This window comes from Mesorhizobium sp. PUT5 (genome assembly GCF_052216645.1).
GTDB lineage: Bacteria > Pseudomonadota > Alphaproteobacteria > Rhizobiales > Rhizobiaceae > Mesorhizobium.
Genome location: NZ_JBQOSO010000003.1, coordinates 2,512,941 through 2,538,786, shown reverse-complemented (window position 1 = coordinate 2,538,786; position 25,846 = coordinate 2,512,941). Strand labels below are relative to the sequence as shown.

Sequence of the window (25,846 nt, the reverse complement as noted above, 5' to 3'; positions counted from 1 at the left end):
GTTTACCCCCGCGCTTGCGCCGGTTGAGGATGGGACAATGCTTGACATAAAATGGATTCGCGAGAACCCGAAGGCCCTTGCCGAGGCGCTGCTGCGGCGCTCGTGGTCGCCGGCGGAGGCGCAATCCACGGTTGCTTCCCTGGTCGATGCCGACGAGGCGCGGCGCGCCCATGTCGTGAAGCTGCAGCAGATGCAGGAACGTCGCAATGCCGCCTCCAAGGAGATCGGCAATGCCATGCGTACGGGCGATGCCGGCCTCGCAGAGAAGCTGAAGGCCGAGGTCGGCGAGATCAAGGCCTTCATCCAGAACGGCGAGGCCGAGGAACGCCGTCTCGACAAGGAGTTGAACGACATCCTTGCCGTGTTGCCCAACGTGCCGCTGGACGATGTGCCGGTGGGCAAGGACGAGCACGACAATGTCGAGATCCGCAAGGTCGGCCGCGTGCCGCCGCGCCCCAACTGGGCAAGGGAGCACTTCGAGATCGGCGAGGCGCTCGGCATGATGGATTTCGAGCGCGCGGCGAAGCTGTCGGGCTCGCGCTTCACCGTGGTCAGGGGTCAACTGGCGCGGCTGGAGCGTGCGCTCGGCCAGTTCATGCTCGACCTGCACACCACCGAGCACGGCTACACCGAGGTGCAGCCGCCGCTGCTGGTGCGCGACGACGCGCTGTTCGGCACCGGCAACCTGCCCAAATTCGAGGAGGATTTGTTCTTCGTGCGCCACGGCGAGGGCCGGCTGGGCCTCATCCCCACCGCGGAGGTGCCGCTGACCAACCTGGTGCGCGAGGAGATCACCGCCCACGAGAAGCTGCCGCTGCGGCTCACCGCGCTCACGCCCTGTTTCCGTTCCGAGGCAGGTTCCGCCGGGCGCGACACGCGCGGCATGCTGCGCCAGCATCAGTTCAACAAGGTCGAGCTGGTGTCGATCACCGATGCGGAAAGCTCGATCGCCGAGCACGAGCGCATGACCGAATGCGCCGAAACGGTGCTGAAACGGCTCGGCCTGCCGTTCCGCACCGTGGTGCTTTGCACCGGCGACATGGGCTTCGGCGCCCGCAAGACGCATGACATAGAAGTATGGCTGCCCGGCCAGAACGCCTATCGCGAAATCTCGTCCTGCTCAGTCTGCGGCGACTTCCAGGCGCGCCGCATGAACGCCCGTTACAAGGACAAGGACGGTAAGGGCAACCTGTTCGTCCATACTCTGAACGGCTCGGGCGTGGCCGTGGGCCGCGCGCTGATCGCCGTCATGGAGAACTACCAGAACGAGGACGGCAGCGTAACCATTCCTGAAGCCTTGCGGCCTTACATGGGCGGGCTGGAAAAGATCGAAGCGAAATAATGCGCATCCTGCTCACCAACGACGACGGCATCCATGCCGAGGGCCTTGTTTCGCTTGAGCGCATCGCCCGCACGCTATCCGACGACGTATGGGTGGTGGCGCCGGAGACCGACCAGTCCGGCTACGCGCATTCGCTGTCCATCTCGGAGCCGCTGAGGTTGCGGCGCATCGGCGAAAAGCACTTCGCCGTGCGCGGCACGCCGACCGACTGCGTCATCATGGGCGCGCGCAAGATCCTGCCGGACCTGCCCGACCTCATCCTGTCCGGGGTCAATTCCGGCGCCAATGTCGCCGACGACGTCACCTATTCCGGCACGGTGGCCGGCGCCATGGAAGGAGCGCTGCTGGGCGTGCGCTCGATCGCGCTCAGCCAGTCCTACTCCTATGTCGGCGAGGATCGCATCGTTCCCTATGCCACGGCCGAAACATTGGCCCCCGCCTTGCTGGAGCGCCTGATCGCCACGCCGCTGCCGCACGGCGTGCTGCTCAACGTCAACTTCCCCAATTGCGCGCCGCAGGAGATTGCCGGCACGGTCGTGACCTCGCAGGGCAAGCTGGTGCACAGCCTGTGGATCGACGAGCGCCGCGACGGGCGGGGCATGCCCTATTTCTGGTTGCGTTTCGGTCGCGAGCCGGCGGAGGGCAAGGCCGGCACCGACCTGCACGCCATGCGCAACCGCCTGGTTTCGGTGACGCCGCTGCAACTCGATCTCACCGCGCACGAGCTGCGCGACCAACTCGCCAAGGCGCTTGCATGAACCAGGGCCTGGCCGACGAAGAGGATCGCGAAGGCTTTGCTGCCTTCCTGCTGAGGCTTCGGGGCAAGGGCATCGTTCCGAAGCCGCTCGTCAGCGCTTTCGAGGCAACGCCCCGGCGCGCCTTCCTGGCGGCCCAGTTCCATTCCGTCGCCTGGACCGACCGCATGCTGCCGATCGAGTGTGGCGAGGCCATGGAAGGCGCCGACCTGCAGGCGGCGGTGATTGCGGCGCTGGCGCCGGAAGCAGGCAGCCGGGTGCTGGAGATCGGCACGGGGTCCGGCTTCACCGCCGCCGTGATGTCGAGGCTGGCCGGACGCATCGTCACCATCGACCGCTACAAGACGCTGGTGGAGCAGGCGAGGCAGCGCTTCGAGGCGCTCGGCATCACCAATGTCATCGCGCGCCAGGCCGACGGCTCCAACGGCCTGGTCAACGAAGGGCCTTTCGACCGCATCGTCGTCTGGGCGGCTTTCGAGAGCCTGCCGCGTTTCCTGCTGGAGCAACTGTCCAGCGGCGGCACGGTCATTGCTCCGATCGGCCCGGCAGAGGACGAGCAGGTGGTGGCAAAGCTCACCAAGGTCGGCAGCCGCTTCGAACGCGAAGACATCGGCACCGTGCGCCTGCAGCCTGTGCTGCCGAGCATGGCCGCGGTCATGTGACCACATGTTTTAAGAAAATTTTCGCCTGATTCTAACAGCTTAACCGACAAGTAACATTAACGCGCTTTAATCATACCCAGTCAGTACCGGGTATGCGGGTTAAAGCGATGCGACTCAGTGTTTTGAAGGCCAACGGACGCAACCTGGCGCGTAGCTGCGCCATGCTGGTCGTCGCCGGCGCCCTGGCCGGGTGCAGTTCCGGGGTTGCGCGGTTCAGCGACGCCGTCGACGGAATCTCCACCGGCTCGACCGCCAACCAGCGCTCCATCATCAACAAGCAGCCGGTCAACCAGCCATATCCGGGCGACACCTGGGCGGCACCGTCACCCGCATTGGCGCCTGCGCCGGCGGACCCCAGCTACAGCCATTCGGTCGCCCGTTCCAGCTTGACCCCCGTTACCGCCCAGCCCGTTGCAAGCGCTCAGCCCGCGCCGGCGGCCGCAGCCGCAGTGGCGGCCGGCCCCGCCAAGCTCGACAAGACCGTGACCGGCACCGTCAACGCTGCACAGCAGCCGTTCAAGAGCGCGGAACCCGAGGCGGTGCGTGCGGCAAGTGCCGCCGGTGCTGCGCATGGATGGTCCAGCGTCGGCGGCACGGTGATCACCGTCACTGACGGCGAGACGCTTACCGGGCTGTCCCGCCGCTTCAACGTGCCCGCCGATGCCATCAGGTCGGCCAACGGCATGGGGGAGGCCGGCGTTCTGAAGTCCGGCCAGAAAATCATCATACCGGTGCCGGCGAAGGCCGGTTCGGCCGTCGCGGCTGCCGGCAAGGCAGACGAGGCGCCCGGCAAGGCGCCGCTGCCGCAGAAGGCACCCGCCCAAGACGTGGCCGTGCTGCCGCAGCAGCCCAAGCCGAAGGAGGTCAAGTCGGCGCCGCCGGTGGATGCCGCCGCCGATGCCAAGGACCCGACGGCCAAGCCGCAGGTGGCAAACGCCGCTGGCCAGGCCAAGGGCACCTATACCGTCCAGCAGGGCGATACCCTGTCTGCAATCTCGCGCAAGACCGGCGTCAGCGTCCCGGCGCTCAAGCAGGCGAACGGCATGCAGGACGGCCTCGTGCGGATCGGCCAGGTGCTGAAGGTCCCTGCCGCCGGGGCCGCCGCTCCTGCTGCGGCAGTCGCCGCGGCCAAGCCCGCCGCGCCGGTCGATCCGGTGCAGACGGCTTCGACACCGAGCCAGCAGAAGGCGACGCCGAGCGAGACGCTCGCCTCCTATACGCCGCCGAAGAAGACCGACAAGGTCATAAGCCAGGCCGAGCAGGAAGACGTTGCCGCGCCCGACTCCACCGGCATCGGCAAGATGCGCTGGCCCGCCCGCGGCCGCATCATATCCGGTTACGGCAAGGGCAGCGACGGCATCGATATCTCTGTGCCGGAGGGCACGCCGATCAAGGCCGCCGAAAACGGCGTCGTCATCTATGCCGGCGATGGGCTCAAGGAGTTCGGCAACACCGTGCTGGTGCGCCACGAGGATGGCCTCGTCACCGTCTACGGCCATGCCAACTCACTGGAGGTCAAGCGCGGGCAGAAGGTCAAGCGCGGACAGGAGATCGCCACATCGGGCATGAGCGGCAGCGCGGATGCGCCGAAGCTGCACTTCGAAGTGCGCAAGAATTCCGCGCCTGTCGACCCGAGCAGCTATCTCGAATAGAATAAATAATAAAATTGCGGGCCGCCGGGACCTCCAGTCCGGCCCGCCGGCTTTGCCCGTTCCGCAAGGAGCGGGCTTTTTCACATCGAATGTGGCCTTGTGCGCCGCGACCTCGCGGAAACGCCGCCGAAGCCTACAGCGGCTTGCCGAGCCGGCCGGCCAGATCCTGCGTGAACTGCCAGGCGACGCGTCCGGAGCGGCTGCCGCGTGTCGTCGCCCATTCCAGCGCCTCGGCGCGCAGCCGCTGGCCGTCGATGTCGAGCCCGTAGTGGCGCACATAGCCGTCGACCATGTCGAGATAGTCTTCCTGCGAGCACTTGTGGAAGCCGAGCCACAGGCCGAAACGGTCTGACAGCGACACCTTCTCCTCCACTGCCTCGGACGGGTTGATGGCGGTCGAGCGCTCGTTGTCGATCATGTCGCGCGGCAGCAGATGGCGGCGGTTGGAGGTGGCGTAGAATATGACGTTGGCCGGCCGCCCCTCCACGCCGCCCTCGAGCGCAGCCTTGAGCGACTTGTAGGAGGTGTCGTCGTGGTCGAAGGACAGGTCGTCGCAGAACAAGATGAAGCGATGCGGTGCGGTCTTCAGCAAGGCCATCAGCTTCGGCAGCGTATCGATATCCTCGCGATGGATTTCGATGAGCTTGAGCGGGCCTTCCGTCTTGCCGGAGGCGTTGATGGCGGCATGCACGGCCTTGACCAGCGAGGACTTGCCCATGCCGCGCGCGCCCCACAAGAGCACGTTGTTGGCGGCGAAGCCGGCCGCGAAGCGCTCGGTGTTGTCGAACAATATGTCGCGCACGTGGTCGACGCCTCGGATGAGGCCGATGTCGACGCGGTTCACCCTGGCGACCGGGTCCAGGAAGCCGCCCTCGGCCTGCCACACGAAGCAGTCGGCCGCCTCGAAATCGGGGGCAGGGGCCGCGGCCGGCGCCAGCCGCTCCACCGCCGCGACCAGCCGGTCGAGCTTTTCGGACAGCGCTGCGATGCTTTTGTCGGGCATGATCGTCCTCGGAAATGAATTGGCGGAAGGTGCGCTTGCATGCGTACCGTACGGTACGGTTCTCTCATAGCGTTTCGCCTTTTGCAAGCGGCTGCGTCGCCGTGGCCATTTGCCCCCGCAAGAGCAGGAGAACAAGGCACGCGAACGGTTGCATTGGCGGCTTGACCGACTATATTCCGCGCAAATTTCATGGGCCGGTTGCGGCTTTCCTCATGTTTCAGGAGTTCTTGATGTTCGTCACACCGGCATACGCCCAGGGCGTCGGCGCAACGCCTGATGTTTTCATCAGCGTCTTGCCGTTTGTGCTGATCTTCGTGATCATGTATTTTCTCATCATCCGGCCGCAGCGCACCCAGATGAAGAAGCGCGGCGAGATGCTTTCGGCCATCCGTCGCGGCGACACCGTGGTCACCGGCGGCGGATTCGTCGGCAAGGTGACCAAGGTGATCGACGACAACGAACTCGAGGTCGATCTCGGCGGCGGCACCAAGGTCACGGCGCTGCGCTCTACGATCGCCGAGGTGCGGGTCAAGGGCGAGCCGGTGGCGAACCAGAACGCCAAGAAGTGACCGCCGGAAATTTGCCGCATTGGCGGCGGATTTGCGCCTGAACGGATAACAGCACATGCTCTATTTCTCGCGCTGGAAGACGATCTCGATCTGGGCGGTCGTCCTGCTCGCAGTCCTGTTCGCGCTCCCCAACATCTATCCGCAGAAGCTGCTCTCGGCTTTGCCGGACTGGGTGCCGAAGAAGCAGCTTACACTGGGACTGGATCTGCAGGGCGGTTCTCATATCCTGCTCAAGATCGACGCCAGCGATCTGATCAAGGAAAGGCTGAATAGCGCCCGCGACGAGATTCGCGTGCAACTGCGCGACGCCAAGATCGGTTATACCGGCCTGTCCGGGACAGCCAAGGCCGTACAGGTGCGCATTCGCGATGCTTCGCAGATCGATGCCGCAAAGCAGGCGCTGAAGTCGCTGACGGATCCGGTCTCGTCCGGCATGTTCACCGGCGGCTCCATCTCCGAGATGACCATGGACGAGCCGGAGCCGGGGCTCCTGCGCTTCACGCTGACCGATGAGGGTATCAAGTATCGCACCTCGACCGCGCTGAGCCAGTCGATCGAAGTCGTCGGCCGCCGCGTCAACGAACTGGGCACTACGGAGCCCATCGTGCAGCGCCAGGGCGACGACCGTATCCTGGTTCAGGTTCCCGGCCTTCAGGACCCGCAGCGTCTGAAGGATATTCTGGGCCAGACCGCCAAGTTGACCTTCCAGATGGTCGACCAATCCGTGCCGGTGCAGGAAGCCGTCAATGGCCATGTGCCGCCCGGCGATACGATCATGTATTCCAAGGACGATCCGCCGGTTCCCTACCTGATAGAGAACCGGGTCATCGTTTCGGGCGAGAATCTCGTCGATGCGCAGGCGACCTTCGACCAGCGGACCAACGAGCCGGTCGTTTCCTTCCGCTTCGATTCCAAGGGTGCCACGCGCTTCGGCCAGGCAACCCAGCAGAATGTCGGCAAGCTGTTTGCCATCATCCTCGACAACCACGTGATTTCCGCGCCCCAGATCCGCGAGCCGATCCTGGGCGGAACAGGGCAGATTTCCGGCAACTTCACAGCCCAGAGCGCCAACGATCTCGCAGTGCTGCTGCGCGCGGGCGCGTTGCCGGCGACCTTGACGGTGGTGGAGGAGCGGACGGTCGGTCCGGGCCTCGGCCAGGATTCGATCCAGGCAGGCAAATTGTCGGCGATCGTCGGCTCGATCCTGGTCGTCCTCTTCATGGCGGTCGCCTACGGCCGGCTTGGCTGGATTGCCAACATCGCCTTGGCCGCCAACGTTGCGATGATCATCGCCGTGCTGACCCTGGTGGGCGCCACGCTCACATTGCCCGGCATTGCCGGTATCGTGCTCACGATCGGCATGGCGGTCGATTCCAACGTGCTGATCTACGAGCGCATTCGCGAGGAACGGCGCGAAGGACGCTCTATCGTTCAGGCCCTAGACGCGGGCTTCTCCAGAGCGCTCGCTACGATCGTGGATTCCAACCTCACCACGCTGATTGCGGCGGTCGTGCTGTTCTTCCTCGGTTCGGGACCGGTCCGCGGCTTCGCCGTGACGCTGGCCATCGGCATCATCACCACCTTGTTCACGGCGTTCACGCTGACGCGCTGGCTGACCGCGGAATGGTTCCGCCGCTGGCGGCCGAAGGAAATCCCGAAAGGATATATCCGCCTCGTCCCGGAGGTGACCCGGATACCGTTCATGCGGGTCCGTATCCAGGCGTTCTTCCTTTCGGTCATGCTGTGTGTGGCCTCCGTCGCGCTGGTGTTCACGCATGGCTTCAACCTGGGCATCGACTTCACCGGCGGCACGCTGATCGAGGTGAGGGCGAAATCGGGCGAGGCCGATGTCGGCGACATTCGCTCGCGCCTGTCGCAGATCGGGGCGGGCGAAGTCCAGGTTCAGGGTTTCGGGGACCACAGCGACGCGCTCATCCGTATCGGCGTGTTGCCGGATTCGGGTGAGAATGCCGGCGATACCGTCGTCCAGAAGGCCCAGGCGTCGCTTGCCTCCGACTATGACATAAGGCGCACCGAACTGGTCGGGCCCACAGTTTCCAACGAACTGGCCTGGACGGCCATCCTGGGCACACTGGCGGCCATGGGCGGCATCCTCATCTATGTCTGGGTGCGTTTCGAATGGCAATTCGCCATCGGGGCGATCACATCCACGGTCAACGACATCATACTGACATTGGGCTTCCTTTCGCTCACGGGATTGCAATTCGACCTGTCGACGGTTGCGGCGATATTGACCATCGTCGGCTACTCCCTCAACGACACGGTGGTCATCTACGACCGCGTTCGCGAAAACCTGCGACGCTTCAAGAAGATGCCGCTCGGGCAATTGCTCGATCTTTCCGACAACGAGATGCTGGCACGAACGGTCATGACCTCGGTCACGACGTTCCTGGCGCTTCTTGCGCTGTATCTCCTCGGGGGTGAGGTCATCCGATCCTTCGTGGCGTCGATGTTGTTCGGTGTCTGCATCGGCACCTTGTCGTCGATCTTCATCGCGGCTCCGGTCCTGATCTTCTTCCACCTGCGGCCGGTGACGCAGAAGGAGATGATCGCCGCCGAGAACGCCGCGCATCAGTTGCCGGCCAAGTGATGGCCGGCCGCGGCATCATCGTCCGGGAAGCCCATTTCCCGGGCCGAGCGGCGATCGAAGCCTACGGCAACGGCGGCTTCCGCTTCGCCGACATGTCGCATCGCGGCTCGCTCCTTTGCCTGCCTTCCGGCATCCATGGCTGGGAGCCGGCCGACCCCGCCGCCCTGACGGTGGACGATTTCGCCGCTGTGCTGGCCGAGGCGCATGGGATCGAGATCCTGCTGGTGGGAACGGGAACGGAGCTGCGGCCTCTGCCCGCAGCCCTGCGCGCGGCGTTGAAGGACGTCCGCATCGCCGCCGAGCCGATGTCGACGGGCGCGGCCGTCAGGACCTACAACGTGCTTCTGGCCGAAGAGCGCGCGGTGGCGGCTGCTTTCGTTGCCGTGGACTGACGTGAGCGACGGTGTCGATGTCGTGACCGAGGCGGTTCGTACCGCCGACCACGACCGTTATCTGTCCGCGCTCTATGCGCCGCAGGGCAAGCGCGGCGCCTTGCTTGCCCTTTATGCCTTCAACGCCGAGATCGCCGGAGTACGCGACCGTATCCGCGAGGCACTGCCGGGCGAGGTGCGTTTGCAATGGTGGCGCGACGTCATCGCCTCCGACGACGCGGATGCCGGCGCCGGCAATCCGCTGGCCGAGGCGTTGAAAGCGGCGACCGTCGCCCACAACCTGCCGAAGGCGGCCTTCGACAACTATCTCGAAGCGCGCATTTTCGACCTCTACGACGATCCCATGCCCTCGCGCACGGACCTGGAAGGCTATTGCGGCGAGACGGCGTCGGCGCTGATCCAGCTTTCTTCGATGGTGCTGGACCCGGCCGCCGCACCGGATTTCGCCGAACTGGCGGGCCGGGCGGGATGCGCGCAGGCGATCACCGGACTGCTGCTTCTGCTGCCGCGGCACCTGGCGCGCGGCCAATGTTTTATTCCGGCCGATCTGCTGGCTGCGGTGGGCACCTCCCGGGAAGAGTTCCTGTCGGGCGACGGCGGCCCGGGCGCTGCCCGCGCCGTTTCGGCCATGATCGCGCTGGCACGCGAGCATCTGGGCGCCTTCGAGCGGGATGCTTCCCGCCTGCCGCAATCGGTGCGGCCGGCTTTCCTGCCGCTTGCCCTTGCCGGCGCCTATCTCGACCGCATCGAGCGGCCCGGCTTTTCCGTGCTGAAGCAAACGGCGCGGCTTTCCACGCTGCGCCGGCACTGGCTGCTGCTGCGCCGCGCCACCAAAGGGTGGTAGGTCTATTCTGCACGCATCAGCGTCTCGAAATCACGACCGCCATAGAAGATGTTGATGATACGCACGCCATCTTCATCGATCACATAGGCGATGACCGCAGAGCGCTCGAAAGGCACGACGCGCAGCCCGGGAAGCAGGTCGTCGCGCGACTGTCCGCCGCGCGGCGCATCGCCGATCTTCTGGCACCGATCTTCGATCCGCAACACAAAGCCCAACGCGGCGTTGGGGCTACCCCCTCGTTCAACTATGTATGCGAAAATATCGGCAAGGTCCTTTTCGGCACTGGCGCTGTAGCTTACCTCAAGCCGCTGTATCATCGTTGCCGCGCGATTGTCGGTCGAATAGGCCTTGAAGGCGAGCGCGGACTTCCGAACTGGAAAGGGAGGGGCTCTTATCCTCTATCGATGCCTTGAGGCGCGCCTTGATCGCGGCAATGCGCTCGGCACGCTCTTCCTCCTCCCGCTGGAGGGCACGTAGAGCTGCGCGCACAACCTCACTGGCTGAGCCGAAGGAGCCGTCCGCGACTTTCTCGCGGATCATGCGCGCCATGGCCGGCGTGACGGTAACGGAAATCTTCTCGGCGGATTCCATGCGGCAATCCTCAGCACAATGAAGTAGGATAATATCCGACTTCGCTCGCGCAACCAAGCTCGCGCAGTCAATCGTAGCGCCTCTACTCCGCCGCCTGCGCCGGTGCGGCAAGCCCCAGCCATGCCCGGCAGTCGGCAAGCGCACGCGCCGTCGTCGCCTTCTTCTTGGCGACGGTCTTTTCCTTGCCGCGCAGGCGCTTGCCCTCGGATTTCGGGGATTCGACGGGCGGAAACAGGCCGAAATTGACGTTCATCGGCTGGAACGAACGCTTGCCGGGCTCGTCGTCGGACAGAATATGGCCGCCGGTGATGTGGTTGAGCAGTGCGCCGAAGGCTGTCGTGGCCGGCGGTGGCGCAATCGGGCGGCCGAGCCGCTCGGCGGCGGCGAAACGTCCGGCCAGCAGTCCGATTGCGGCGCTCTCGACATAACCCTCGCAGCCGGTGATCTGGCCGGCGAAACGCAGGCCGTGCCGGCCCTTCAATTGAAGCGTGCCGTCGAGCAGGGAAGGCGAATTGATGTAGGTGTTGCGGTGCAGCCCGCCCAGCCGCGCGAACTCGGCATTTTCCAGTCCCGGAATGGTGCGGAAGATGCGCACCTGCTCGGCATGCTTCAGCTTGGTCTGGAACCCGACCATGTTGTAGAGCGTGCCGAGCGCGTTGTCCTGACGGAGCTGCACGACGGCATAGGCCTTCACGGTGGGATTGTGGGCGTTGGTGAGACCCATGGGTTTCATCGGCCCGTGCCGGAGCGTTTCACTGCCGCGCTCGGCCATCACCTCGATCGGCAGGCAGCCGTCGAAATAGGGCGTGCCTTCCCACTCCTTGAACTCGGTCTTGGCACCGGCAAGCAGGGCCGCCACGAAAGCTTCGTATTGCGGCTTGTCGAGCGGGCAGTTGATGTAGTCCTTGCCCGTTCCGCCGGGCCCGACCTTGTCGTAGCGCGACTGGAACCAGGCCACGTTCATGTCGACCGTGTCGAAATGCACGATCGGGGCGATGGCGTCGAAAAAGGCAAGCGCATCGGCGCCGGTCTCGGCCGCAATCGCTTCCGCCAGCGAAGGGGCCGTCAGCGGGCCGGTGGCGATGATGGCCTGGCCCCATTCGGGCGGGGGCAATCCGCGGACCTCCTCGCGCACGATGGTAACGAGCGGATGCGCCTCCAGCCGTGCCGTAACGGCCTGCGAGAAGCCGTCGCGGTCGACGGCAAGCGCGCCGCCCGCCGGCACCTGATGCGCATCGCCGGAGGCCATGATGAGCGAGCCTGCCAGCCGCATCTCGGCGTGCAGCAGGCCCACCGCATTGCTCTCGGCGTCGTCGGAGCGGAAGGAATTGGAGCAGACGAGTTCGGCCAGCCCTTCGGTCTTGTGCGCTTCGGTGCCGCGGACGCCGCGCATCTCGTGCAAGATCACGGGCACGCCGGCCTCGGCCGCCTGCCAGGCGGCTTCCGAACCGGCAAGGCCGCCGCCGACGATGTGTATGGGGTCGATGCTCATGCGGCGGGAGATAGTCTCTTGGCTGCGCGAATGCAATCGGCGTCGGGGGGAAGGGCGCGGACAAAAAACAACACCCGCCGGGGGAGGAGGTCCGGCGGGTGTCGTTTTGGTGGTCGACCTCAGGGAGGAGGAGGAGGTCGACCGTATTCGCCATCGCCGGGGAGGAGGTCGGCTCTGGCGAAATTCTCTTCGCCGTTTGAAAGGGGGCGAAACCCTTTTTAGAACAGCGCCCGCCGAGGGAGGAGGTTCGGCGGGCGCCGTTTTGGTGGTCGACCTCAGGGAGGAGGAGGAGATCGACCGTATCCGCCGGGCTCTGGGAGGAGGTAGACCCCGGCGAAATCCGTTGTCAGATCACCTGACGGGCGATCTGCTTGATCTCGGAGCGCTTGATGCCGAGATCGTCGAGTTGGCGGTTGGAAAGGCGACCCAGTTCGTTCACAGTGTCGCGGTAAGCGCGCCAATTGCGATAGTTGCGGATCAGGTTCATTTTCGTACTCTTGTCAGGGCCCCGTCATTCGGCCCGGGAAATTCAGGAAGCCTTGCGGGCGACGAAGGGGATGTCGCTGCGGCTGATGCCGAGATCGTTCAGTTCGCGGTTGCTCAGGCGGCTCAGTTCGGACACCGTCTCGCGGTAGCGGCGCCAGTTGCGGTAATTGCGGATCAGGTTCATGGTCGTTTCTCGTCTGTCTTCTTCAGGTCGCTTCATCTGTGTACGAAGCCTAGATAGGACCGACCGCTTTCATTTAAAAGTGTCGTTGGTGCATGGCAGCAATGCAAATTGTGCAATGCAACATTAATGGGCTTTCACGCCTTTGACACAAAGATGCCCGAATCGAAAAATGCTTTCAGGTCAGGCGCTTGCCGAAGCACTCTGATCCATGCCTAGCTGACGTTGGGAGACGCGAATGGCCAACTATGCCTCGAAGGTCCGGCAGGACATCATGCGCTGGCAGCAGGCCGGCCTGGTGGACGCTGCCACGGCCGCAACGCTTCTGTCGGACGTGGAAGCGAACGAGCGCAGGGCGCTGAGCTTCGGTGCGATCCTGGCCATGATGGCCGCCTTGCTGCTGGGGGCGGCGATCCTGATCTTTGTCGCCGCCAACTGGGAAGCGATCCCGCGTCTGGCGCGGGTGCTTCTGCTGTTTGCGGTCATACTGGCCGGTTATGTCGGCGGCGCGCTGCTGAAGCTGCGCGGCCAGGCGGCTGCTGGCGAGGCGCTCTGGATCGTGGCCGCGGCAGCCTTCGGCGGCTCCATCGCGCTGATCGGCCAGATGTATCATCTGCCCGGCGACGAAACCTCGGCGCTGGTCACATGGGGCATCGGCACGGCCGTGGCGGCCATTGCACTGCGTTCCAACCCGCTGACGGTTGCCACGGTGGGCATTGCCGATGCATGGCTGGTGCTGAAGGTCGCGTATGGCTTCGACATGTATCGCAGCTTCGCGTTTCCGCATCTCTTCGTCGTCATGGCGGCAGCGCTCTACGGCATCTCCTTCTGGACACGCAGCCAGCAGGCGCGGCATCTGATCATGCTGTCGCTCATTCTTTATGCCGTGCTGCTGGCGCTGGACCACGACACGCTGGTGATCGCGATCGGGCTTGCGGTCGTCTCGGCCGCCACCTTTGCCGCCGCAGTGGCGGCGCCGGAGCCTGTCGAGCGCATCGTCGGGCTTGGCGGGCGACTGCCCCTGCATGGGTTCATCGGCTTCCTCACGGCCCTGGTCATCATCCAGTTCGACCGGGCGGCCGGCAGCGGCTTCGGGTTGGCTGCCGCCGTGGCATTGGCGGGCATTGCCGCCGCGATCGTGTTCGGCGGGCGTGAAAGCCGGGGGCTGCGCTGGCTGGCCTATCTCGGCTTCGCCTTCGAACTGCTCATCATATACGGCGTCATGATGGAAACCATGCTCGGCACCGCGGGCTTCTTCCTGGCCGCAGCCCTTATCCTGGGGCTGCTGGCCTTCGTCATCATCCGGGTGGAGCGGCGCATGGCGGGCGAGGCAACGCAGGCAGGAGCAGCGCAATGACCGGAAAGAGACTGATCGCCGCCGCATTGATACTGGCGCTTGCCCAGATCGGCTTCCTCGGCTGGATCATCGCGGGCAGGGCCGCGATATTGCGCGACGGCAAGGAGGTGCTCCTGAAGGTCGAGCCGGTCGATCCGCGCGATCTCCTGCGCGGCGACTATGTCAACCTCGGCTATGACATCTCCAGCATAGCACCGGACCTCATCGCCAACCGGCCGACAGGCCAGCCCACGAGCAGCGACGGCTGGCTGACTGTGCGGCTGAAGAAGGGGGACGACGGCTACTGGCGGCCCGTCACGGCATGGCTCGGCAGGGCGCCGTCCCCGGCGGCGTCGGACGACGAGGCAGATATCGCCGGCCATATCGCCGCCGGCTGGGACCTTGGCGGCAACGCCCCGATCTCGGCCGACTACGGCATCGAGCGCTTCTATCTTCCGGAAGGCGAGGGCATCGCGATCCAGAACGACATGCGCGTGCGGCCCTTCGGCATGCGTGTCGCCCTGGCCGGGGACGGGACGGCGCAGATCAAGGCGCTGGTAGATGGGGACAGGACCCTGTTCGAGGAGCCGCTTTATTAAAGCGGGTGTCACAGCGCGCGACGAAAAGCGAAAAAGGCGGTTTTGGGGTTCCGTTTTTCGCCGCATTTCGTGTTACAAGGCGCGGAAAGGACGGCCAGGCGCGCATTCTGCGCAGCCAAATTATGGAGAGGGACCATCCTATGAAGAAGACCGTGATCGCCGCGGTGGCGATGGCTGTGTTTGTCGGGGGCTGCACCACAGACCCGTATACGGGCGAGCAGAAGGTTTCCAACACGGCCGGCGGCGCCGTTATCGGCGCACTGGGCGGTGCGGCCCTCGGCACGCTTGCCGGCGGCAATGACCGCCGCAACGCGCTGATCGGCGCGGGCATCGGCGCGCTTGCCGGCGGCGCCATCGGCTCCGTCATGGACCAGAACGAGAATGAACTGCGCGCGCAGCTTCAGGGAACGGGCGTCAGCGTCACCCGCGTCGGCAACCAGATCATCCTCAACATGCCGTCCGACGTTACCTTCAATGTCGACCAGGATGCGGTGAAGCCGGAGTTCTACTCGGTGCTGAATTCGGTGGCGCTGGTGTTGAAGAAATACAAGCAGACCACCGTCGACGTGTTCGGCCATACCGATTCGACCGGCAGCGCCCAGCATAATTTCGACCTGTCGCAGCGACGGGCGCTGTCGGTGGCGAATTATCTCACGGCGCAGGGCGTCGATTCGCGGCGCTTTGCCGTTACCGGCTTCGGCAAGACGCGACCGATCGCATCCAACGATACGGCGCAGGGCAGGGCCCAGAACCGCCGAGTCGAGATCCAACTCACGCCGCTCACCTGAGACGGCGGCCCGGGATACGAAAACGGCCCCGTTCGGGGCCGTTTTTTTTTGGATATATGCCGGAAGAGGTCAGACGCGGCCTGCGACGAGCATGAACGCCGGCACGTCGTCGCCGAAGCCGACGACCTTGTCATCGTCCTCGTCGCGGTGCTTACGGCCGAAATGCGCGGCACCGCGCTCCTTGTGCCCCGTGCCCTTGCCTTCGGCTCCCCTGCGCTCTGCCCCCTTGCGCTCTGCATTGTCGGCGCGGATGGCGTCCCTGCGGCTGTGCCGGCCCTCGGCTTCCGCCGGTACGGCCTCGGCGGTCTCGGCATCGCCGCCGCGGGCAGTCGCCTTGCGGCTGCCGTGCCTGCGCTCCCCGTCGTCCTTGCGGCCGGCCCGGCGCGGGGCGCCGCGACCCCGGCGGGGTGCGTCGTCCTCGCTTTCGTCGGCTGCGGTCAGGGTCGAAAGATCGCCATCGTGCCATTCGATGCTCTTGCCGATCAGTTTCTCGATGGCATCGATATATTTGCCGTCGGACTTGGTGGCGATGGTGAAGGACTTGCCCGAACGGCCGGCGCGGCCGGTGCGGCCGATACGATGGACGTAATCCTCGGCATGAATCGGCACGTCGTAGTTGAAGACGTGGCTGACGTCGGGAATATCCAGCCCGCGTGCGGCGACATCCGAGGCGACCAGCAGCTTGAGCTTGCCGTCGCGGAAATTGGCCAGCATTGTCATGCGCGCGCGCTGATCCATGTCGCCGTGCAGGGCGCCGGCGTTGAAATCGTGCTTCACCAGCGAGCGGAACAGCTCCGACACCTCGACCTTGCGGTTGCAGAAGATGATGGCGTTCTTCAACCCGTCCTCTTCCTCGCGGATGAGCCGGCGCAGCACCGCGCGCTTGTCCCACGGCTTGGAGCCGGACTTGACCAGCCGCTGCGTGACGGTGGAGGCAGTGGTGGCGGCCTTGGCTACCTCGACACGCACCGGCGCATGCAGGAACTGCTCGGTGAGCTTGGTGATCTCCGGCGGCATGGTGGCCGAGAAGAACAGGGTCTGGCGCGTGAAGGGGATGAGCTTGCAGATGCGCTCGATGTCGGGGATGAAGCCCATGTCGAGCATGCGGTCGGCCTCGTCGATAACGAGGATGTCGACGCCGGTCAGCAGCAGCTTGCCGCGCTCGAAATGATCGAGCAGGCGGCCTGGCGTGGCGATCAGCACGTCGGCGCCGCGTTCAAGCTTGCGCTCCTGATCGTCGAAGGAAACGCCGCCGATCAGCAGGGCGACGGTGAGCTTGTGGTTCTTGCCGTATTTGACGAAGTTCTCCTCCACCTGCGCGGCAAGCTCTCGCGTCGGCTCCAGGATGAGCGTGCGCGGCATGCGCGCGCGCGCCCGGCCCTTTTCCAGGCGGGTGATCATCGGCAGCACGAAGGCGGCCGTCTTGCCGGTGCCGGTCTGGGCGATGCCCAGCACGTCCTTGCCGGTGAGCGCATGGGGGATCGCGCCCGCCTGGATCGGCGTCGGTTGCGTGTAGCCCGCGTCGGTGACTGCGGAAAGCACCTTCGGCGAGAGGCCGAGGTCTGTGAAGCTCAAAGCTTCCTGAGCGGTCTGCGTGTCTGAGGACAAGTGTCTTGGCTGTCTTCGGCTGTTTCGGGAGCGTGGCGGCTACCGTCGCGGCAAGCGCCTCGCGCTTGCAATATGCTGCATTGCGATAGGCGCAAGCCCACGATTTGTCAACAGAAACAACTCCATTGACGAATGGTGCGGCGATATAACCTTAATGGCAATGATTAATCGCGTCGAGGAGCAGTATCAATACCTGAATTGCTCGGTCAATATGCGCTCATTCCACGAATGGCTCGGATCGAACAGGAGCGTGGCCGTGGCGCTGGGCGATTCGCGCACGGTCACCGTCGTCACCGCTTTCACCTCCGTATGGTCGGCGGCGGCGTTCACCGGGCGCTTGTCGGCTTCGAGGATGTCGAAACGCACCGTGGACCTGTTCGACAGCAGCGCACCGCGCCAGGCGCGGGGACGGAACGGACTGACCGGGGTCAGCGCCAGAAGCGGCGCATCCAGCGGCAGGATCGGGCCGTGCGCCGACAGATTGTAGGCGGTTGAACCGGCGGGCGTGGCCACCATCACCCCGTCGCAACTCAGTTCCTCCATTCTGACCTGGCCGTCGACCGAAATGCGGATCTTGGCGGTCTGGTACGATTGACGCCACAACGCCACCTCGTTGATGGCGAGCGCGGAGACCTTCTCGCCGCCGGAGGTGACCGCTTCCATTTCCAGCGGGCGGATGGTTTCAGCCTGGGCGGCGGCGATGCGCTCGGGCAGGCCTCCGACGCGATATTCGTTCATGAGGAAGCCGATGGTGCCGCGGTTCATGCCGAACACCTTCTTGCCGGTGCCCATCGTCTCGCGCAGCGTTTGCAAAAGGAATCCGTCACCACCCAGGGCCACCACGATGTCGGCCTCGGCCACCGGTCGTTGGCCGTAGCGTGCCGACAGGTTTTCCAGCGCCGCGCCGGCGTCGGGCGTATCGGAAGAGACGAAGGCGAAACGGCTGGCTTTGCTCATGGCTCCCCTGGCCGGGCTGTCTGGGAAGGCGTCCCGGCGCTGGTGCCCGGGCGCGCCGACCGCGCCGAGGTAGCATGGCCGCACCGCTCCTGCATAGCCGGTGGGCCACGGTGCCTTGCCGGGCCCGGCCATGTGTCGCTTCATCGGGTCGTTTCGTTCTGCATTCCGGCGGTCACGCCATCGTAAAGCCGCATCGTTTGTGTTAGCTGGGTACAACGGGTGGCGGGGGCGGCCCGTTTGGGGAGCGGCCATTGGTCTTGGCGCGTCTTTTGATCGTAGTCCTGCTGTTGGGAAGCTTCGCTCTGGGCTTCACCGAGCTCCTGCGCAAATCCGATGCGCTGAGCACAAGGCCGCTGTCGACTGCCGCGACGTGCGGCGACGCCGTGGGGAGGCCGTGCCCAACCCAGAAGGAATTGTGAACCGCGGCCAGCCGGAATCGAAAGACCGGGCGCAGGCGCCCGGTCCAGCTTCAAGCGCTTGTGCCATATCCCGCGGAAGGGCATGGCGTGCGTCTGGAAATTTCTATTTCAGCCGCTTCGGCCGCGGGTCGGCAAGTTCGCCAGCCAGCCGACGGTCGAGGTAGTCCGAGCATTCCTCGATCAGCAGTTCGGCATCGTTGGCGAAGAAGTGGTTGGCGCCGGGCAGGATCTTCTGCGTAATGGTAATGCCCTTCTGGGTGTGCAGCTTGTCCACCAGCCCCTGCACGTCCTTGGCGGGCGCCACCTTGTCGGCATCGCCATGGATGATGAGGCCGGACGAGGGGCAGGGCGCCAGGAACGAGAAATCGTAGATGTTTGGCTGCGGCGCGATCGAGATGAAGCCTTCGATCTCGGGCCGGCGCATCAGCAATTGCATGCCGATCCACGAACCGAAGGAATAGCCGGCCACCCAGCAGCTCTTGGAGTCCGGGTGCAGCGATTGTACCCAGTCGAGCGCGGCGGCGGCGTCCGACAATTCGCCGGTGCCGTGGTCGAACTCGCCCTGGCTGCGGCCGATGCCGCGGAAATTGAAGCGCAGCGTGGTGAAATCGCGCTTCTGGAACATGTAGAAGAGGTCGTAGACGATCTTGTTGTTCATCGTGCCCCCGAACTGCGGGTGCGGGTGCAGGATGATGGCGATCGGCGCGCTCTTTTCCTTGGAGGGCTGGTAGCGACCTTCCAGGCGACCGGCCGGACCGGCGAAAATGACCTCTGGCATCGATAACTCCACTTGCCGTACTATGCGCGGCGGCGGTCCGAACAACCCTGCCTCCGGCCGTTCCGGGGCCTTGACGGCGGGTGAACGTCTTCTTAGAAGCTAGTTTAGAATTGTTCAAAACTTGGCGGCCAAGTCATGCGTCTGGCCACCCGTGCCGCAAAGCGCGTAGATAGGATGGGTCGCCTTGGAATTTCAAGGAAATAACGCGTCCTCCTCGCCAAGCGGTCGATAAAAAGGAAACATCGGACGGAAATGGCCGGCCAACGCGCCTATCTCGACTACAATGCCAGTGCGCCGCTACTGCCGGCGGCGCGCGAGGCGATGGTCGCGGCGTGGGGCGCGGCCGCCAATCCGTCCTCGGTCCACGCAGAAGGACGCCTCGCGCGCCGCCTTGTGGAAGATGCCCGTCGCGACGTGGCGGCGCTGGTGAACGGCAAGGCGGCGCATGTGGTGTTCACCTCCGGCGCCACCGAGGCGGCGACGATGCTTCTCACCCCCGACTGGCGCATGGGCCGCGGCGCGCTCCCCATGGGCAGGCTCTATGTGTGTGCGGCCGACCACCCCTGCCTGCTCGGCGGCGGCAGGTTCCCGCCGGAGATGGTGACGCGCATCGGCGTGGATGGCGAGGGCCTTCTGGACTTCGATGAATTGAATGGCGCTCTGGCCGGACATGACAAGGCAGGGGGCCTGCCGCTGGTGGCGGTGCACGCGGCCAACAACGAGACCGGCGTGATCCAGCCGCTGGAGCGCATCGCCGGGATCGTCAAGGCTGCGGGCGGCGTTCTGGTTCTCGATGCGGTGCAGGCAGCGGGTCGCATTCCGCTCGATATGTCAGCGCATTGCGCCGATTACCTGATCCTTTCCTCGCACAAGATCGGCGGTCCGCAGGGCGTGGGCGCCATCGTCGCGGCTTCCGACCTGATGATGCCGGTGCCGCTGATAGTCGGCGGCGGGCAGGAGAAGGGTCATCGCGCCGGCACAGAAAACCTCGCCGCGATCGCCGGCTTCGGCGCTGCCGCGCGCGAAGCGCTGGGCGGGCTTGCAGGCCGATCGGCCGTGCGGGGGCGCCGCGACGGCATCGAAGAGATCTTGCTTTCGCTCGTGCCGGACGCAGAGATTTTCGGCGCCGGCGCGCCGCGACTGGACAACACGACCTTCTTCGCCGTTCCGGGCCTGAAGGCGGAGACGGCGCAGATCGCCTTCGACCTTGCCGGGGTGGCGCTGTCGGCCGGCTCGGCCTGCTCGTCGGGCAAAGTGGGACCCAGCCATGTGCTGAAGGCCATGGGGCGCGGCGAGGGGCAGGGCGCGTTGCGCGTGTCCATCGGCGCGGCCACCACAGCGAGCGACATCGAATTGTTCCAAAAGGCGCTCGCGGGCATCGCCTCGCGCCGCGCCGGCCGGAATGAAGCCGCCTGAAGGCGGCCGAGTGCAGGCTTCGGCCTGGTAGAGCGGTGCGGACCTTTTGGCCGGGTGCATTTCCGGTCGGGAAGCACTATATGGAACTTACGCTGCCTCGGACGGCGCATTTGCGCTGTCCTGCGGTGCCATAGTTTGAAAACGGCCGGGCCTTGACCCCGGCATGGACGGAGAACGCTGATGCCTGCAGTGCAGGACACGATCGATCGGGTCCGCCAGATCGACGTCGACCAATATAAATACGGCTTCGAGACAGAGATTGAAACGGAGAAGGCACCCAAGGGCCTCTGCGAAGACACCATCCGTTTCATCTCGGAGAAGAAGGGCGAGCCGGAATGGATGCTGGAATGGCGCCTGGGCGCCTACAGGCGCTGGCTGACGTTGGAGGAGCCGACCTGGGCGCGGGTCGAATATCCCAAGATCGACTTCCAGGACATCCACTATTACGCTGCGCCGAAGAACCATGCCGGACCGAAATCCCTCGACGAGGTCGATCCTGAACTGCTGCGCACCTATGAGAAGCTCGGCATTCCGCTCCGCGAGCAGGAAATCCTTGCCGGCGTGCAGAAGCCTTCCGCCGATGGCGAGGCGAGCGGAAATGTCTATGCGTCCGGCCGTGTGGCAGTGGACGCGGTGTTCGATTCCGTTTCCGTCGTCACCACCTTCAAGAAGGAACTGGCCAAGGCCGGCGTCATCTTCTGCTCGATTTCGGAGGCGATCCGCGAGCATCCCGAACTGGTGAAGAAATATCTCGGCTCGGTCGTGCCGGTCACGGATAATTTCTACGCCACGCTGAATTCGGCGGTGTTCACCGACGGTTCGTTCGTGTTCGTGCCCAAGGGCGTGCGCTGCCCGATGGAGCTCTCGACCTATTTCCGCATCAACGAGAAGAACACCGGCCAGTTCGAACGCACGCTCATCATCGCCGAGGAAGGGGCATATGTCTCCTACCTGGAAGGCTGCACCGCACCGCAGCGCGATGAAAACCAGCTTCACGCGGCCGTGGTCGAGCTGATCGCGCTGGACGACGCCGAGATCAAATATTCGACGGTGCAGAACTGGTATCCGGGCGACGCACAGGGCAAGGGCGGCATCTACAATTTCGTCACCAAGCGTGGCGACTGCCGCGGCGACCGCTCCAAGATTTCCTGGACCCAGGTCGAGACCGGCTCCGCCATCACCTGGAAGTATCCGTCCTGCATCCTGCGGGGCGACGACAGCCAAGGCGAATTCTATTCGATCGCAGTGTCGAACGGCTACCAGCAGGTGGATTCCGGCACCAAGATGATCCATCTCGGCAAGAACACCAGGAGCCGCATCATCTCCAAGGGCATTGCCGCCGGCTTCAGCCAGAACACCTATCGCGGCCAGGTTTCGGCCCACCGCAAGGCCACCAATGCGCGCAACTTCACCAATTGCGACAGCCTGCTGATCGGCGACCAGTGCGGCGCGCACACCGTTCCCTACATGGAAGCCAAGAACGCGACGGCCCAGTTCGAGCACGAGGCGACCACCTCCAAGATTTCGGAGGACCAGAAGTTCTACGTCATGCAGCGCGGCATTCCCGAAGAGGAGGCCATCGCGCTCATCGTCAACGGCTTCGTCAAGGACGTCATCCAGGAACTGCCGATGGAGTTCGCCGTGGAGGCTCAGAAGCTCATCGGCATCAGCCTCGAAGGCTCGGTCGGCTGACCCAACGAATTTTCAGGAAGAAGAAATGCTTGAGATCAAGAACCTGCACGCCCGCATCGTCGAAGACGGCACCGAGATCATCCGCGGCCTGAACCTTACCGTGAAAGCCGGCGAGGTCGCCGCCATCATGGGCCCGAACGGGTCGGGCAAATCGACGCTTTCCTATATCCTCGCCGGCCGCGAGGACTACGAAGTGACCGAGGGCGAAATCCTCTACAACGGCGAATCCATCCTGGAGATGGACCCGGCCGAGCGAGCCGCCGCCGGCATCTTCCTTGCCTTCCAGTATCCGATGGAGATACCGGGCGTGGCCACCATGGAGTTCCTCAAGGTGGCCATGAACGAGCAGCGGAAGGCGCGCGGCGAGGAGCCCTTGAAGGTTCCGGAATTTCTGAAGCGCGTGAAGGACGTGGCCGGCACGCTGGAAATGGACATGGCCATGCTGAAGCGGCCGCTCAATGTCGGTTTTTCGGGGGGCGAGAAGAAGCGCGCCGAAATCCTGCAGATGAAGCTGCTCCAGCCCAAGCTCTGCGTCATGGACGAAACCGATTCGGGCCTGGACATCGACGCGCTGAAGATCGTTGCCGACGGCGTGAACTCGCTGCGTTCGCCGGAGCGCGCGATCATCGTCATCACCCACTACCAGCGCCTGCTGGAGCACATCGTGCCCGACAGCGTGCACGTGCTCTACAAGGGCCAGGTCATCAAGTCGGGCGACAAGTCGCTCGCGCTCGATCTGGAAGCCAACGGCTATGCCGGCGTGATCGGCGAGGCCGCTTGAGGGGAACGCCATGAATATCCAGATACAACCCCAGCGCACGGCGGCGGAAGCGGCCCTGGTCGACGCTTTCGGTGAGCGGCTTTCGTTGCTGCCGGGCAACGGCGAAGTGATGCTGAAGCGCGACGCGGCGATCGAGGCGCTGAAGGCCGGCCTGCCGACGCGCCGCATCGAGACCTGGCACTACACCGATCTGCGCCGCCTGCTCACCACCGTTCCGGCCTTCGAGCCGACTGCCGAGGCCAAGGCTGTCGCACCGCTCGTCGAGGGATCGTCAGTGCTTGCGCTGCTGAACGGCGCCGCCGTCAAGGCCGCCACCATAGACGGCGTCAAGGTCTCGCCGGTTTCCGAAAAGCTCGGCGACGGCACTTATGCACCCGCGCTCGGCCCCCAGGGCGCCGACGACGCCATCGGCGCGCTGAACAGCGCCTTCGTTGCCGACGGCTGGCTGCTGGATATCGCGGACGGCACCGTGCTGGACAAGCCGGTCGAGCTTCAGAACGTTCAGGCCGGAGGGCAGGTTCATGCGCGGCTCGCGGTCAAGGTGGGGGCCGGCGTGACGGCCACCGTCGTCGAACGGCAGACCGGCACAGGCGCTGCGTTCGTCTCCTCGGTCGGCAATGTGACGATCGGCGAAGGTTCGGACATCACCTGGGTGATCGTGCAGGAGCAGCCGGAGACGGCGACCTATCTCGGCCAGTTCAACGCCTGGATCGGCAAGGATGCCCGGCTGACGCTGTTCGTGATGAACGCCGGCGGCAAGCTTGTGCGTCAGGAGATCCGTGTCGTCGCAAAGGGCGAAGGCTCCGATTTCCAGTTGCGCGGCGTCAACCTTCTGGCCGGCGACACGCACACCGACGTCACCATGGTGCTGGACCACGCGGTGCCGCATACGGGCTCGCGCGAGATCGTGCGAAACGTGGTTACCGGCAAGGCGCACGGCGTCTTCCAGGGCCGTATCAACGTGCATCAGAAGGCCCAGAAGACCGACGCCAAGATGGCCTGCAACACGCTGCTTCTGTCCGACGACGGCGAGTTTTCGACCAAGCCGGAACTGGAGATCTTCGCCGACGACGTGCAGTGCGGCCATGGGGCCACCGTCACCGAGATTCACCGCGATCATCTGTTCTACCTGATGGCGCGCGGCATCGAGGAGAAGACGGCGCGCGGGCTGCTGGTGCGGGCCTTCCTGGCCGAAGTGATCGAGGAACTGGAAGACGAGGCCATCGTCGAGACCCTGGAGGAAAAGCTGGTCGAGTGGTTCCAGCGCCATGGCTGATCTGCCGGTATCGCTCGATCACTGCGTGATCCATGTCTCGGACTGGGATCGAGCGAAGGCGTTCTATACTCGGGTCATCGGCGCCGAGGCGATCGCACGTGGCGCGGGCTATGTGTTCCGCCTCGGCGACCGCCAGTTGAATTGCCACGGCAAGGGCGTTCATGCCGAGCCGGTGGCCCGCTTGCCGGTCCAGCCCGGGAACAGCGACCTCTGCTTTTGCTGGGACGGCCCGATCGAGGACGCGATGGCGCATCTGGCCGCGCATGACGTGGCGATCGAACTCGGGCCGGTGCCGCGGTTCGGCGGGCAGGGGAATGGCATGAGTGTCTATTTTCGCGACCCGGACGGTTCGCTGATGGAGTTCATCAGTTATCATGGATGATCGGCGCACGATTGCTGCCTACGACGTCGAGGCGATCCGCCGCGACTTCCCGATCCTTGCGCGCGAGGTCTACGGCAAGCCCCTGGTCTATCTCGACAACGGCGCGTCGGCGCAGAAGCCACAGGCCGTGCTCGATGCCGTCCAACGCGCCTATGGCATGGAATACGCAAACGTCCATCGTGGCCTGCATTTCCTGTCCAACGCCGCCACCGACGCCTACGAGAAGGCTCGCGAGACGGTGCGCCGCTTCCTCAATGCCGGCAGCGTGGACGAGATCGTCTTCACCTCCAATTCCACCGCCGCCATCAACACGGTGGCCTATGGCTGGGGCATGCCCCATATCGGCGCCGGCGACGAGATCGTCGTTTCCATCATGGAGCACCATTCCAACATCGTGCCGTGGCATTTCATCCGCGAACGGCAGGGCGCAAAGCTGGTGTGGGTGCCGGTGGACGACCTCGGCGCCTTCCATATCGAGGATTTCGAGAAGAGCCTGACGGCAAGAACGAAGCTGGTCGCCATCACCCACATGTCCAACGCGCTGGGCACGGTCACGCCGATCAAGGAGATCTGCCGCATCGCGCATGCGCGCGGCATCCCGGTGCTGGTGGACGGCAGCCAGAGCGCCGTGCACATGCCCATCGACGTGCAGGACCTCGATTGCGACTGGTTCGTGTTCACCGGCCACAAGGTCTACGGGCCTTCCGGCATCGGCGTTCTCTACGGCAAGAAGGAGCGGCTTGAGGCCATGCGTCCCTTCATGGGCGGCGGCGAGATGATCGAGGAGGTGACGGAAGATGTCGTCACCTACAACGAGCCGCCGCACCGTTTCGAGGCCGGCACGCCGCCCATCGTACAGGCGATCGGGCTCGGGGCCGCCCTGGAATATATGGAAAGCGTCGGCCGCGAGCGTATCGCGGCGCATGAGGCGGACCTCAAGGATTACGCGCATGAACGCCTGCGGGCGATCAATTCGCTGCGCATATTCGGCGACGCGCCCGGCAAGGGAGCCATCGTTTCCTTCGAACTGCAGGGCATCCACGCGCATGACGTTTCGATGGTCATCGACCGCCAGGGCGTGGCCGTGCGCGCCGGCACCCATTGCGCCCAGCCGCTGCTGAAGCGCTTCGGCGTCACCTCCACATGCAGGGCGTCGTTCGGCATGTACAACACCAGGGCCGAAGTCGACGCCCTGGCCGACGCATTGGAAAAGGCGCGGAAATTCTTCGGGTGA

26 protein-coding genes are annotated in these 25,846 nt (G+C 64.8%); 17 read left to right on the top strand and 9 right to left on the bottom strand.

Translation table 11 applies throughout. The annotated features are described in order from the left end of the window. Nucleotides 1–37 precede the first annotated feature (37 nt). The 4 genes from serS (at nucleotide 38) to ACTDI4_RS13915 (ending at nucleotide 4,411) form a co-directional block, all read left to right on the top strand. Entirely contained in the window at nucleotides 38–1,342 is a 1,305-nt protein-coding gene (serS, locus tag ACTDI4_RS13930; protein WP_442841711.1) for a serine--tRNA ligase, read from the top strand. Then, a complete protein-coding gene (gene surE, locus ACTDI4_RS13925; protein WP_442841710.1) occupies nucleotides 1,342–2,100 on the top strand; it encodes a 5'/3'-nucleotidase SurE in 759 nt (252 codons plus the stop codon). The genes serS and surE overlap by 1 nt, the downstream gene beginning before the upstream one ends. Beyond that, entirely contained in the window at nucleotides 2,097–2,759 is a 663-nt protein-coding gene (locus tag ACTDI4_RS13920; RefSeq protein WP_442841709.1) for a protein-L-isoaspartate(D-aspartate) O-methyltransferase, read from the top strand. The genes surE and ACTDI4_RS13920 overlap by 4 nt, the downstream gene beginning before the upstream one ends. A gap of 107 nt (nucleotides 2,760–2,866) precedes the next feature. Further along, nucleotides 2,867–4,411, top strand: coding sequence for a peptidoglycan DD-metalloendopeptidase family protein (locus tag ACTDI4_RS13915; protein ID WP_442841708.1), 1,545 nt, complete (start codon nucleotides 2,867–2,869; stop codon nucleotides 4,409–4,411). Nucleotides 4,412–4,544: 133 nt separating this feature from the next. Here the strand turns inward: ACTDI4_RS13915 and ACTDI4_RS13910 are convergent, their stop codons facing one another. Beyond that, nucleotides 4,545–5,414 (bottom strand): ATP-binding protein, encoded by an 870-nt coding sequence (locus tag ACTDI4_RS13910; protein WP_442841707.1) that lies wholly within the window; start codon nucleotides 5,412–5,414, stop codon nucleotides 4,545–4,547. A 230-nt stretch (nucleotides 5,415–5,644) separates the two neighbouring features. Between ACTDI4_RS13910 and yajC the strand changes: the two genes are divergently transcribed. Genes yajC through ACTDI4_RS13890 form a run of 4 tightly spaced genes read left to right on the top strand, consistent with a single transcriptional unit; the run spans nucleotide 5,645 to nucleotide 9,830 of the window. Then, complete coding sequence (yajC, locus tag ACTDI4_RS13905) at nucleotides 5,645–5,983, top strand: preprotein translocase subunit YajC (RefSeq protein WP_442841706.1); 339 nt, start codon at nucleotides 5,645–5,647, stop codon at nucleotides 5,981–5,983. Nucleotides 5,984–6,038: 55 nt separating this feature from the next. Then, nucleotides 6,039–8,594 carry a protein translocase subunit SecDF gene (gene secDF / locus ACTDI4_RS13900; RefSeq protein WP_442841705.1) on the top strand — a complete coding sequence of 852 codons (2,556 nt, stop codon included), beginning with the start codon at nucleotides 6,039–6,041 and terminating at the stop codon, nucleotides 8,592–8,594. After that, nucleotides 8,594–8,986, top strand: coding sequence for an Mth938-like domain-containing protein (locus ACTDI4_RS13895; protein WP_442841704.1), 393 nt, complete (start codon nucleotides 8,594–8,596; stop codon nucleotides 8,984–8,986). Before secDF ends, ACTDI4_RS13895 begins: the two co-directional genes overlap by 1 nt. A 1-nt stretch (nucleotide 8,987) precedes the next feature. Beyond that, nucleotides 8,988–9,830 (top strand): phytoene/squalene synthase family protein, encoded by an 843-nt coding sequence (locus ACTDI4_RS13890; RefSeq protein WP_442841703.1) that lies wholly within the window; start codon nucleotides 8,988–8,990, stop codon nucleotides 9,828–9,830. 2 nt (nucleotides 9,831–9,832) lie between these two features. On the opposite strand, the gene ACTDI4_RS13885 is transcribed toward ACTDI4_RS13890, so the two are convergent. From ACTDI4_RS13885 to ACTDI4_RS13865, 5 genes are all read right to left on the bottom strand, one after another. Next, nucleotides 9,833–10,147 carry a type II toxin-antitoxin system RelE/ParE family toxin gene (locus ACTDI4_RS13885; protein ID WP_442841702.1) on the bottom strand — a complete coding sequence of 105 codons (315 nt, stop codon included), beginning with the start codon at nucleotides 10,145–10,147 and terminating at the stop codon, nucleotides 9,833–9,835. Continuing rightward, on the bottom strand, nucleotides 10,131–10,421 hold the full coding sequence (locus ACTDI4_RS13880; protein ID WP_442841701.1) for a type II toxin-antitoxin system ParD family antitoxin: 291 nt from the start codon (nucleotides 10,419–10,421) through the stop codon (nucleotides 10,131–10,133). The genes ACTDI4_RS13885 and ACTDI4_RS13880 overlap by 17 nt, the downstream gene beginning before the upstream one ends. Nucleotides 10,422–10,503: 82 nt before the next feature. Next, nucleotides 10,504–11,913, bottom strand: coding sequence for a methylenetetrahydrofolate--tRNA-(uracil(54)-C(5))-methyltransferase (FADH(2)-oxidizing) TrmFO (gene trmFO, locus ACTDI4_RS13875; protein WP_442841700.1), 1,410 nt, complete (start codon nucleotides 11,911–11,913; stop codon nucleotides 10,504–10,506). 346 nt (nucleotides 11,914–12,259) lie between these two features. Further along, on the bottom strand, nucleotides 12,260–12,400 hold the full coding sequence (locus ACTDI4_RS13870; RefSeq protein WP_442841699.1) for a DUF1127 domain-containing protein: 141 nt from the start codon (nucleotides 12,398–12,400) through the stop codon (nucleotides 12,260–12,262). Between the two features lie 42 nt (nucleotides 12,401–12,442). Further along, nucleotides 12,443–12,583 carry a DUF1127 domain-containing protein gene (locus ACTDI4_RS13865; protein ID WP_442841698.1) on the bottom strand — a complete coding sequence of 47 codons (141 nt, stop codon included), beginning with the start codon at nucleotides 12,581–12,583 and terminating at the stop codon, nucleotides 12,443–12,445. Nucleotides 12,584–12,818: 235 nt separating this feature from the next. Here ACTDI4_RS13865 and ACTDI4_RS13860 point away from each other — a divergent pair, with 235 nt between their 5' ends. The 3 genes from ACTDI4_RS13860 (at nucleotide 12,819) to ACTDI4_RS13850 (ending at nucleotide 15,303) form a co-directional block, all read left to right on the top strand. Next, a complete protein-coding gene (locus ACTDI4_RS13860; RefSeq protein WP_442841697.1) occupies nucleotides 12,819–13,937 on the top strand; it encodes a DUF2157 domain-containing protein in 1,119 nt (372 codons plus the stop codon). After that, entirely contained in the window at nucleotides 13,934–14,515 is a 582-nt protein-coding gene (locus tag ACTDI4_RS13855; RefSeq protein ID WP_442841696.1) for a GDYXXLXY domain-containing protein, read from the top strand. Before ACTDI4_RS13860 ends, ACTDI4_RS13855 begins: the two co-directional genes overlap by 4 nt. A 140-nt stretch (nucleotides 14,516–14,655) precedes the next feature. Then, nucleotides 14,656–15,303 (top strand): OmpA family protein, encoded by a 648-nt coding sequence (locus ACTDI4_RS13850; RefSeq protein ID WP_442841695.1) that lies wholly within the window; start codon nucleotides 14,656–14,658, stop codon nucleotides 15,301–15,303. A 69-nt stretch (nucleotides 15,304–15,372) separates the two neighbouring features. Here the strand turns inward: ACTDI4_RS13850 and ACTDI4_RS13845 are convergent, their stop codons facing one another. The 3 genes from ACTDI4_RS13845 to ACTDI4_RS13835 all read right to left on the bottom strand — a co-directional run bounded on the left by ACTDI4_RS13845 (nucleotide 15,373) and on the right by ACTDI4_RS13835 (nucleotide 19,065). Then, a complete protein-coding gene (locus tag ACTDI4_RS13845) occupies nucleotides 15,373–16,911 on the bottom strand; it encodes a DEAD/DEAH box helicase (RefSeq protein ID WP_442841694.1) in 1,539 nt (512 codons plus the stop codon). A gap of 186 nt (nucleotides 16,912–17,097) precedes the next feature. Next, nucleotides 17,098–17,868, bottom strand: coding sequence for an NAD kinase (locus ACTDI4_RS13840; protein ID WP_442843351.1), 771 nt, complete (start codon nucleotides 17,866–17,868; stop codon nucleotides 17,098–17,100). Nucleotides 17,869–18,390: 522 nt separating this feature from the next. After that, nucleotides 18,391–19,065 (bottom strand): alpha/beta hydrolase, encoded by a 675-nt coding sequence (locus ACTDI4_RS13835; RefSeq protein WP_442841693.1) that lies wholly within the window; start codon nucleotides 19,063–19,065, stop codon nucleotides 18,391–18,393. Nucleotides 19,066–19,317: 252 nt separating this feature from the next. On the opposite strand from ACTDI4_RS13835, the gene ACTDI4_RS13830 reads away from it, so the two are divergent. From ACTDI4_RS13830 to ACTDI4_RS13805, 6 genes are all read left to right on the top strand, one after another. Beyond that, nucleotides 19,318–20,481 (top strand): cysteine desulfurase family protein, encoded by a 1,164-nt coding sequence (locus ACTDI4_RS13830; RefSeq protein WP_442841692.1) that lies wholly within the window; start codon nucleotides 19,318–19,320, stop codon nucleotides 20,479–20,481. Nucleotides 20,482–20,661: 180 nt separating this feature from the next. Next, entirely contained in the window at nucleotides 20,662–22,173 is a 1,512-nt protein-coding gene (gene sufB / locus ACTDI4_RS13825; RefSeq protein ID WP_442841691.1) for a Fe-S cluster assembly protein SufB, read from the top strand. Nucleotides 22,174–22,198: 25 nt separating this feature from the next. Continuing rightward, nucleotides 22,199–22,954 carry a Fe-S cluster assembly ATPase SufC gene (gene sufC, locus ACTDI4_RS13820; RefSeq protein ID WP_442841690.1) on the top strand — a complete coding sequence of 252 codons (756 nt, stop codon included), beginning with the start codon at nucleotides 22,199–22,201 and terminating at the stop codon, nucleotides 22,952–22,954. A gap of 10 nt (nucleotides 22,955–22,964) precedes the next feature. Next, the gene (gene sufD / locus ACTDI4_RS13815; protein WP_442841689.1) at nucleotides 22,965–24,230 is read left to right on the top strand and encodes a Fe-S cluster assembly protein SufD; all 1,266 of its coding nucleotides are present in this window, start codon (nucleotides 22,965–22,967) and stop codon (nucleotides 24,228–24,230) included. Beyond that, complete coding sequence (locus ACTDI4_RS13810; RefSeq protein WP_442841688.1) at nucleotides 24,223–24,612, top strand: VOC family protein; 390 nt, start codon at nucleotides 24,223–24,225, stop codon at nucleotides 24,610–24,612. Before sufD ends, ACTDI4_RS13810 begins: the two co-directional genes overlap by 8 nt. Continuing rightward, nucleotides 24,605–25,846 (top strand): cysteine desulfurase, encoded by a 1,242-nt coding sequence (locus ACTDI4_RS13805; protein ID WP_442841687.1) that lies wholly within the window; start codon nucleotides 24,605–24,607, stop codon nucleotides 25,844–25,846. The genes ACTDI4_RS13810 and ACTDI4_RS13805 overlap by 8 nt, the downstream gene beginning before the upstream one ends.

Excerpts from the sequence above, each read along its gene's own strand:
- ACTDI4_RS13860 (WP_442841697.1), top strand. The coding sequence starts at position 12,819 with ATGGCCAACTATGCCTCGAAGGTCCGGCAGGACATCATGCGCTGGCAG.
- ACTDI4_RS13810 (WP_442841688.1), top strand. The coding sequence starts at position 24,223 with ATGGCTGATCTGCCGGTATCGCTCGATCACTGCGTGATCCATGTCTCG.
- sufC (WP_442841690.1), top strand. The coding sequence starts at position 22,199 with ATGCTTGAGATCAAGAACCTGCACGCCCGCATCGTCGAAGACGGCACC.
- ACTDI4_RS13915 (WP_442841708.1), top strand. The coding sequence starts at position 2,867 with ATGCGACTCAGTGTTTTGAAGGCCAACGGACGCAACCTGGCGCGTAGC.
- secDF (WP_442841705.1), top strand. The coding sequence starts at position 6,039 with ATGCTCTATTTCTCGCGCTGGAAGACGATCTCGATCTGGGCGGTCGTC.
- ACTDI4_RS13895 (WP_442841704.1), top strand. The coding sequence starts at position 8,594 with ATGGCCGGCCGCGGCATCATCGTCCGGGAAGCCCATTTCCCGGGCCGA.
- serS (WP_442841711.1), top strand. The coding sequence starts at position 38 with ATGCTTGACATAAAATGGATTCGCGAGAACCCGAAGGCCCTTGCCGAG.
- surE (WP_442841710.1), top strand. The coding sequence starts at position 1,342 with ATGCGCATCCTGCTCACCAACGACGACGGCATCCATGCCGAGGGCCTT.
- ACTDI4_RS13850 (WP_442841695.1), top strand. The coding sequence starts at position 14,656 with ATGAAGAAGACCGTGATCGCCGCGGTGGCGATGGCTGTGTTTGTCGGG.
- trmFO (WP_442841700.1), bottom strand. The coding sequence starts at position 11,913 with ATGAGCATCGACCCCATACACATCGTCGGCGGCGGCCTTGCCGGTTCG.
- ACTDI4_RS13805 (WP_442841687.1), top strand. The coding sequence starts at position 24,605 with ATGGATGATCGGCGCACGATTGCTGCCTACGACGTCGAGGCGATCCGC.
- ACTDI4_RS13835 (WP_442841693.1), bottom strand. The coding sequence starts at position 19,065 with ATGCCAGAGGTCATTTTCGCCGGTCCGGCCGGTCGCCTGGAAGGTCGC.
- ACTDI4_RS13920 (WP_442841709.1), top strand. The coding sequence starts at position 2,097 with ATGAACCAGGGCCTGGCCGACGAAGAGGATCGCGAAGGCTTTGCTGCC.
- ACTDI4_RS13910 (WP_442841707.1), bottom strand. The coding sequence starts at position 5,414 with ATGCCCGACAAAAGCATCGCAGCGCTGTCCGAAAAGCTCGACCGGCTG.
- ACTDI4_RS13880 (WP_442841701.1), bottom strand. The coding sequence starts at position 10,421 with ATGGAATCCGCCGAGAAGATTTCCGTTACCGTCACGCCGGCCATGGCG.
- ACTDI4_RS13830 (WP_442841692.1), top strand. The coding sequence starts at position 19,318 with ATGGCCGGCCAACGCGCCTATCTCGACTACAATGCCAGTGCGCCGCTA.
- sufD (WP_442841689.1), top strand. The coding sequence starts at position 22,965 with ATGAATATCCAGATACAACCCCAGCGCACGGCGGCGGAAGCGGCCCTG.
- sufB (WP_442841691.1), top strand. The coding sequence starts at position 20,662 with ATGCCTGCAGTGCAGGACACGATCGATCGGGTCCGCCAGATCGACGTC.
- ACTDI4_RS13855 (WP_442841696.1), top strand. The coding sequence starts at position 13,934 with ATGACCGGAAAGAGACTGATCGCCGCCGCATTGATACTGGCGCTTGCC.
- yajC (WP_442841706.1), top strand. The coding sequence starts at position 5,645 with ATGTTCGTCACACCGGCATACGCCCAGGGCGTCGGCGCAACGCCTGAT.
- ACTDI4_RS13840 (WP_442843351.1), bottom strand. The coding sequence starts at position 17,868 with ATGAGCAAAGCCAGCCGTTTCGCCTTCGTCTCTTCCGATACGCCCGAC.
- ACTDI4_RS13870 (WP_442841699.1), bottom strand. The coding sequence starts at position 12,400 with ATGAACCTGATCCGCAACTATCGCAATTGGCGCGCTTACCGCGACACT.
- ACTDI4_RS13865 (WP_442841698.1), bottom strand. The coding sequence starts at position 12,583 with ATGAACCTGATCCGCAATTACCGCAACTGGCGCCGCTACCGCGAGACG.
- ACTDI4_RS13885 (WP_442841702.1), bottom strand. The coding sequence starts at position 10,147 with ATGATACAGCGGCTTGAGGTAAGCTACAGCGCCAGTGCCGAAAAGGAC.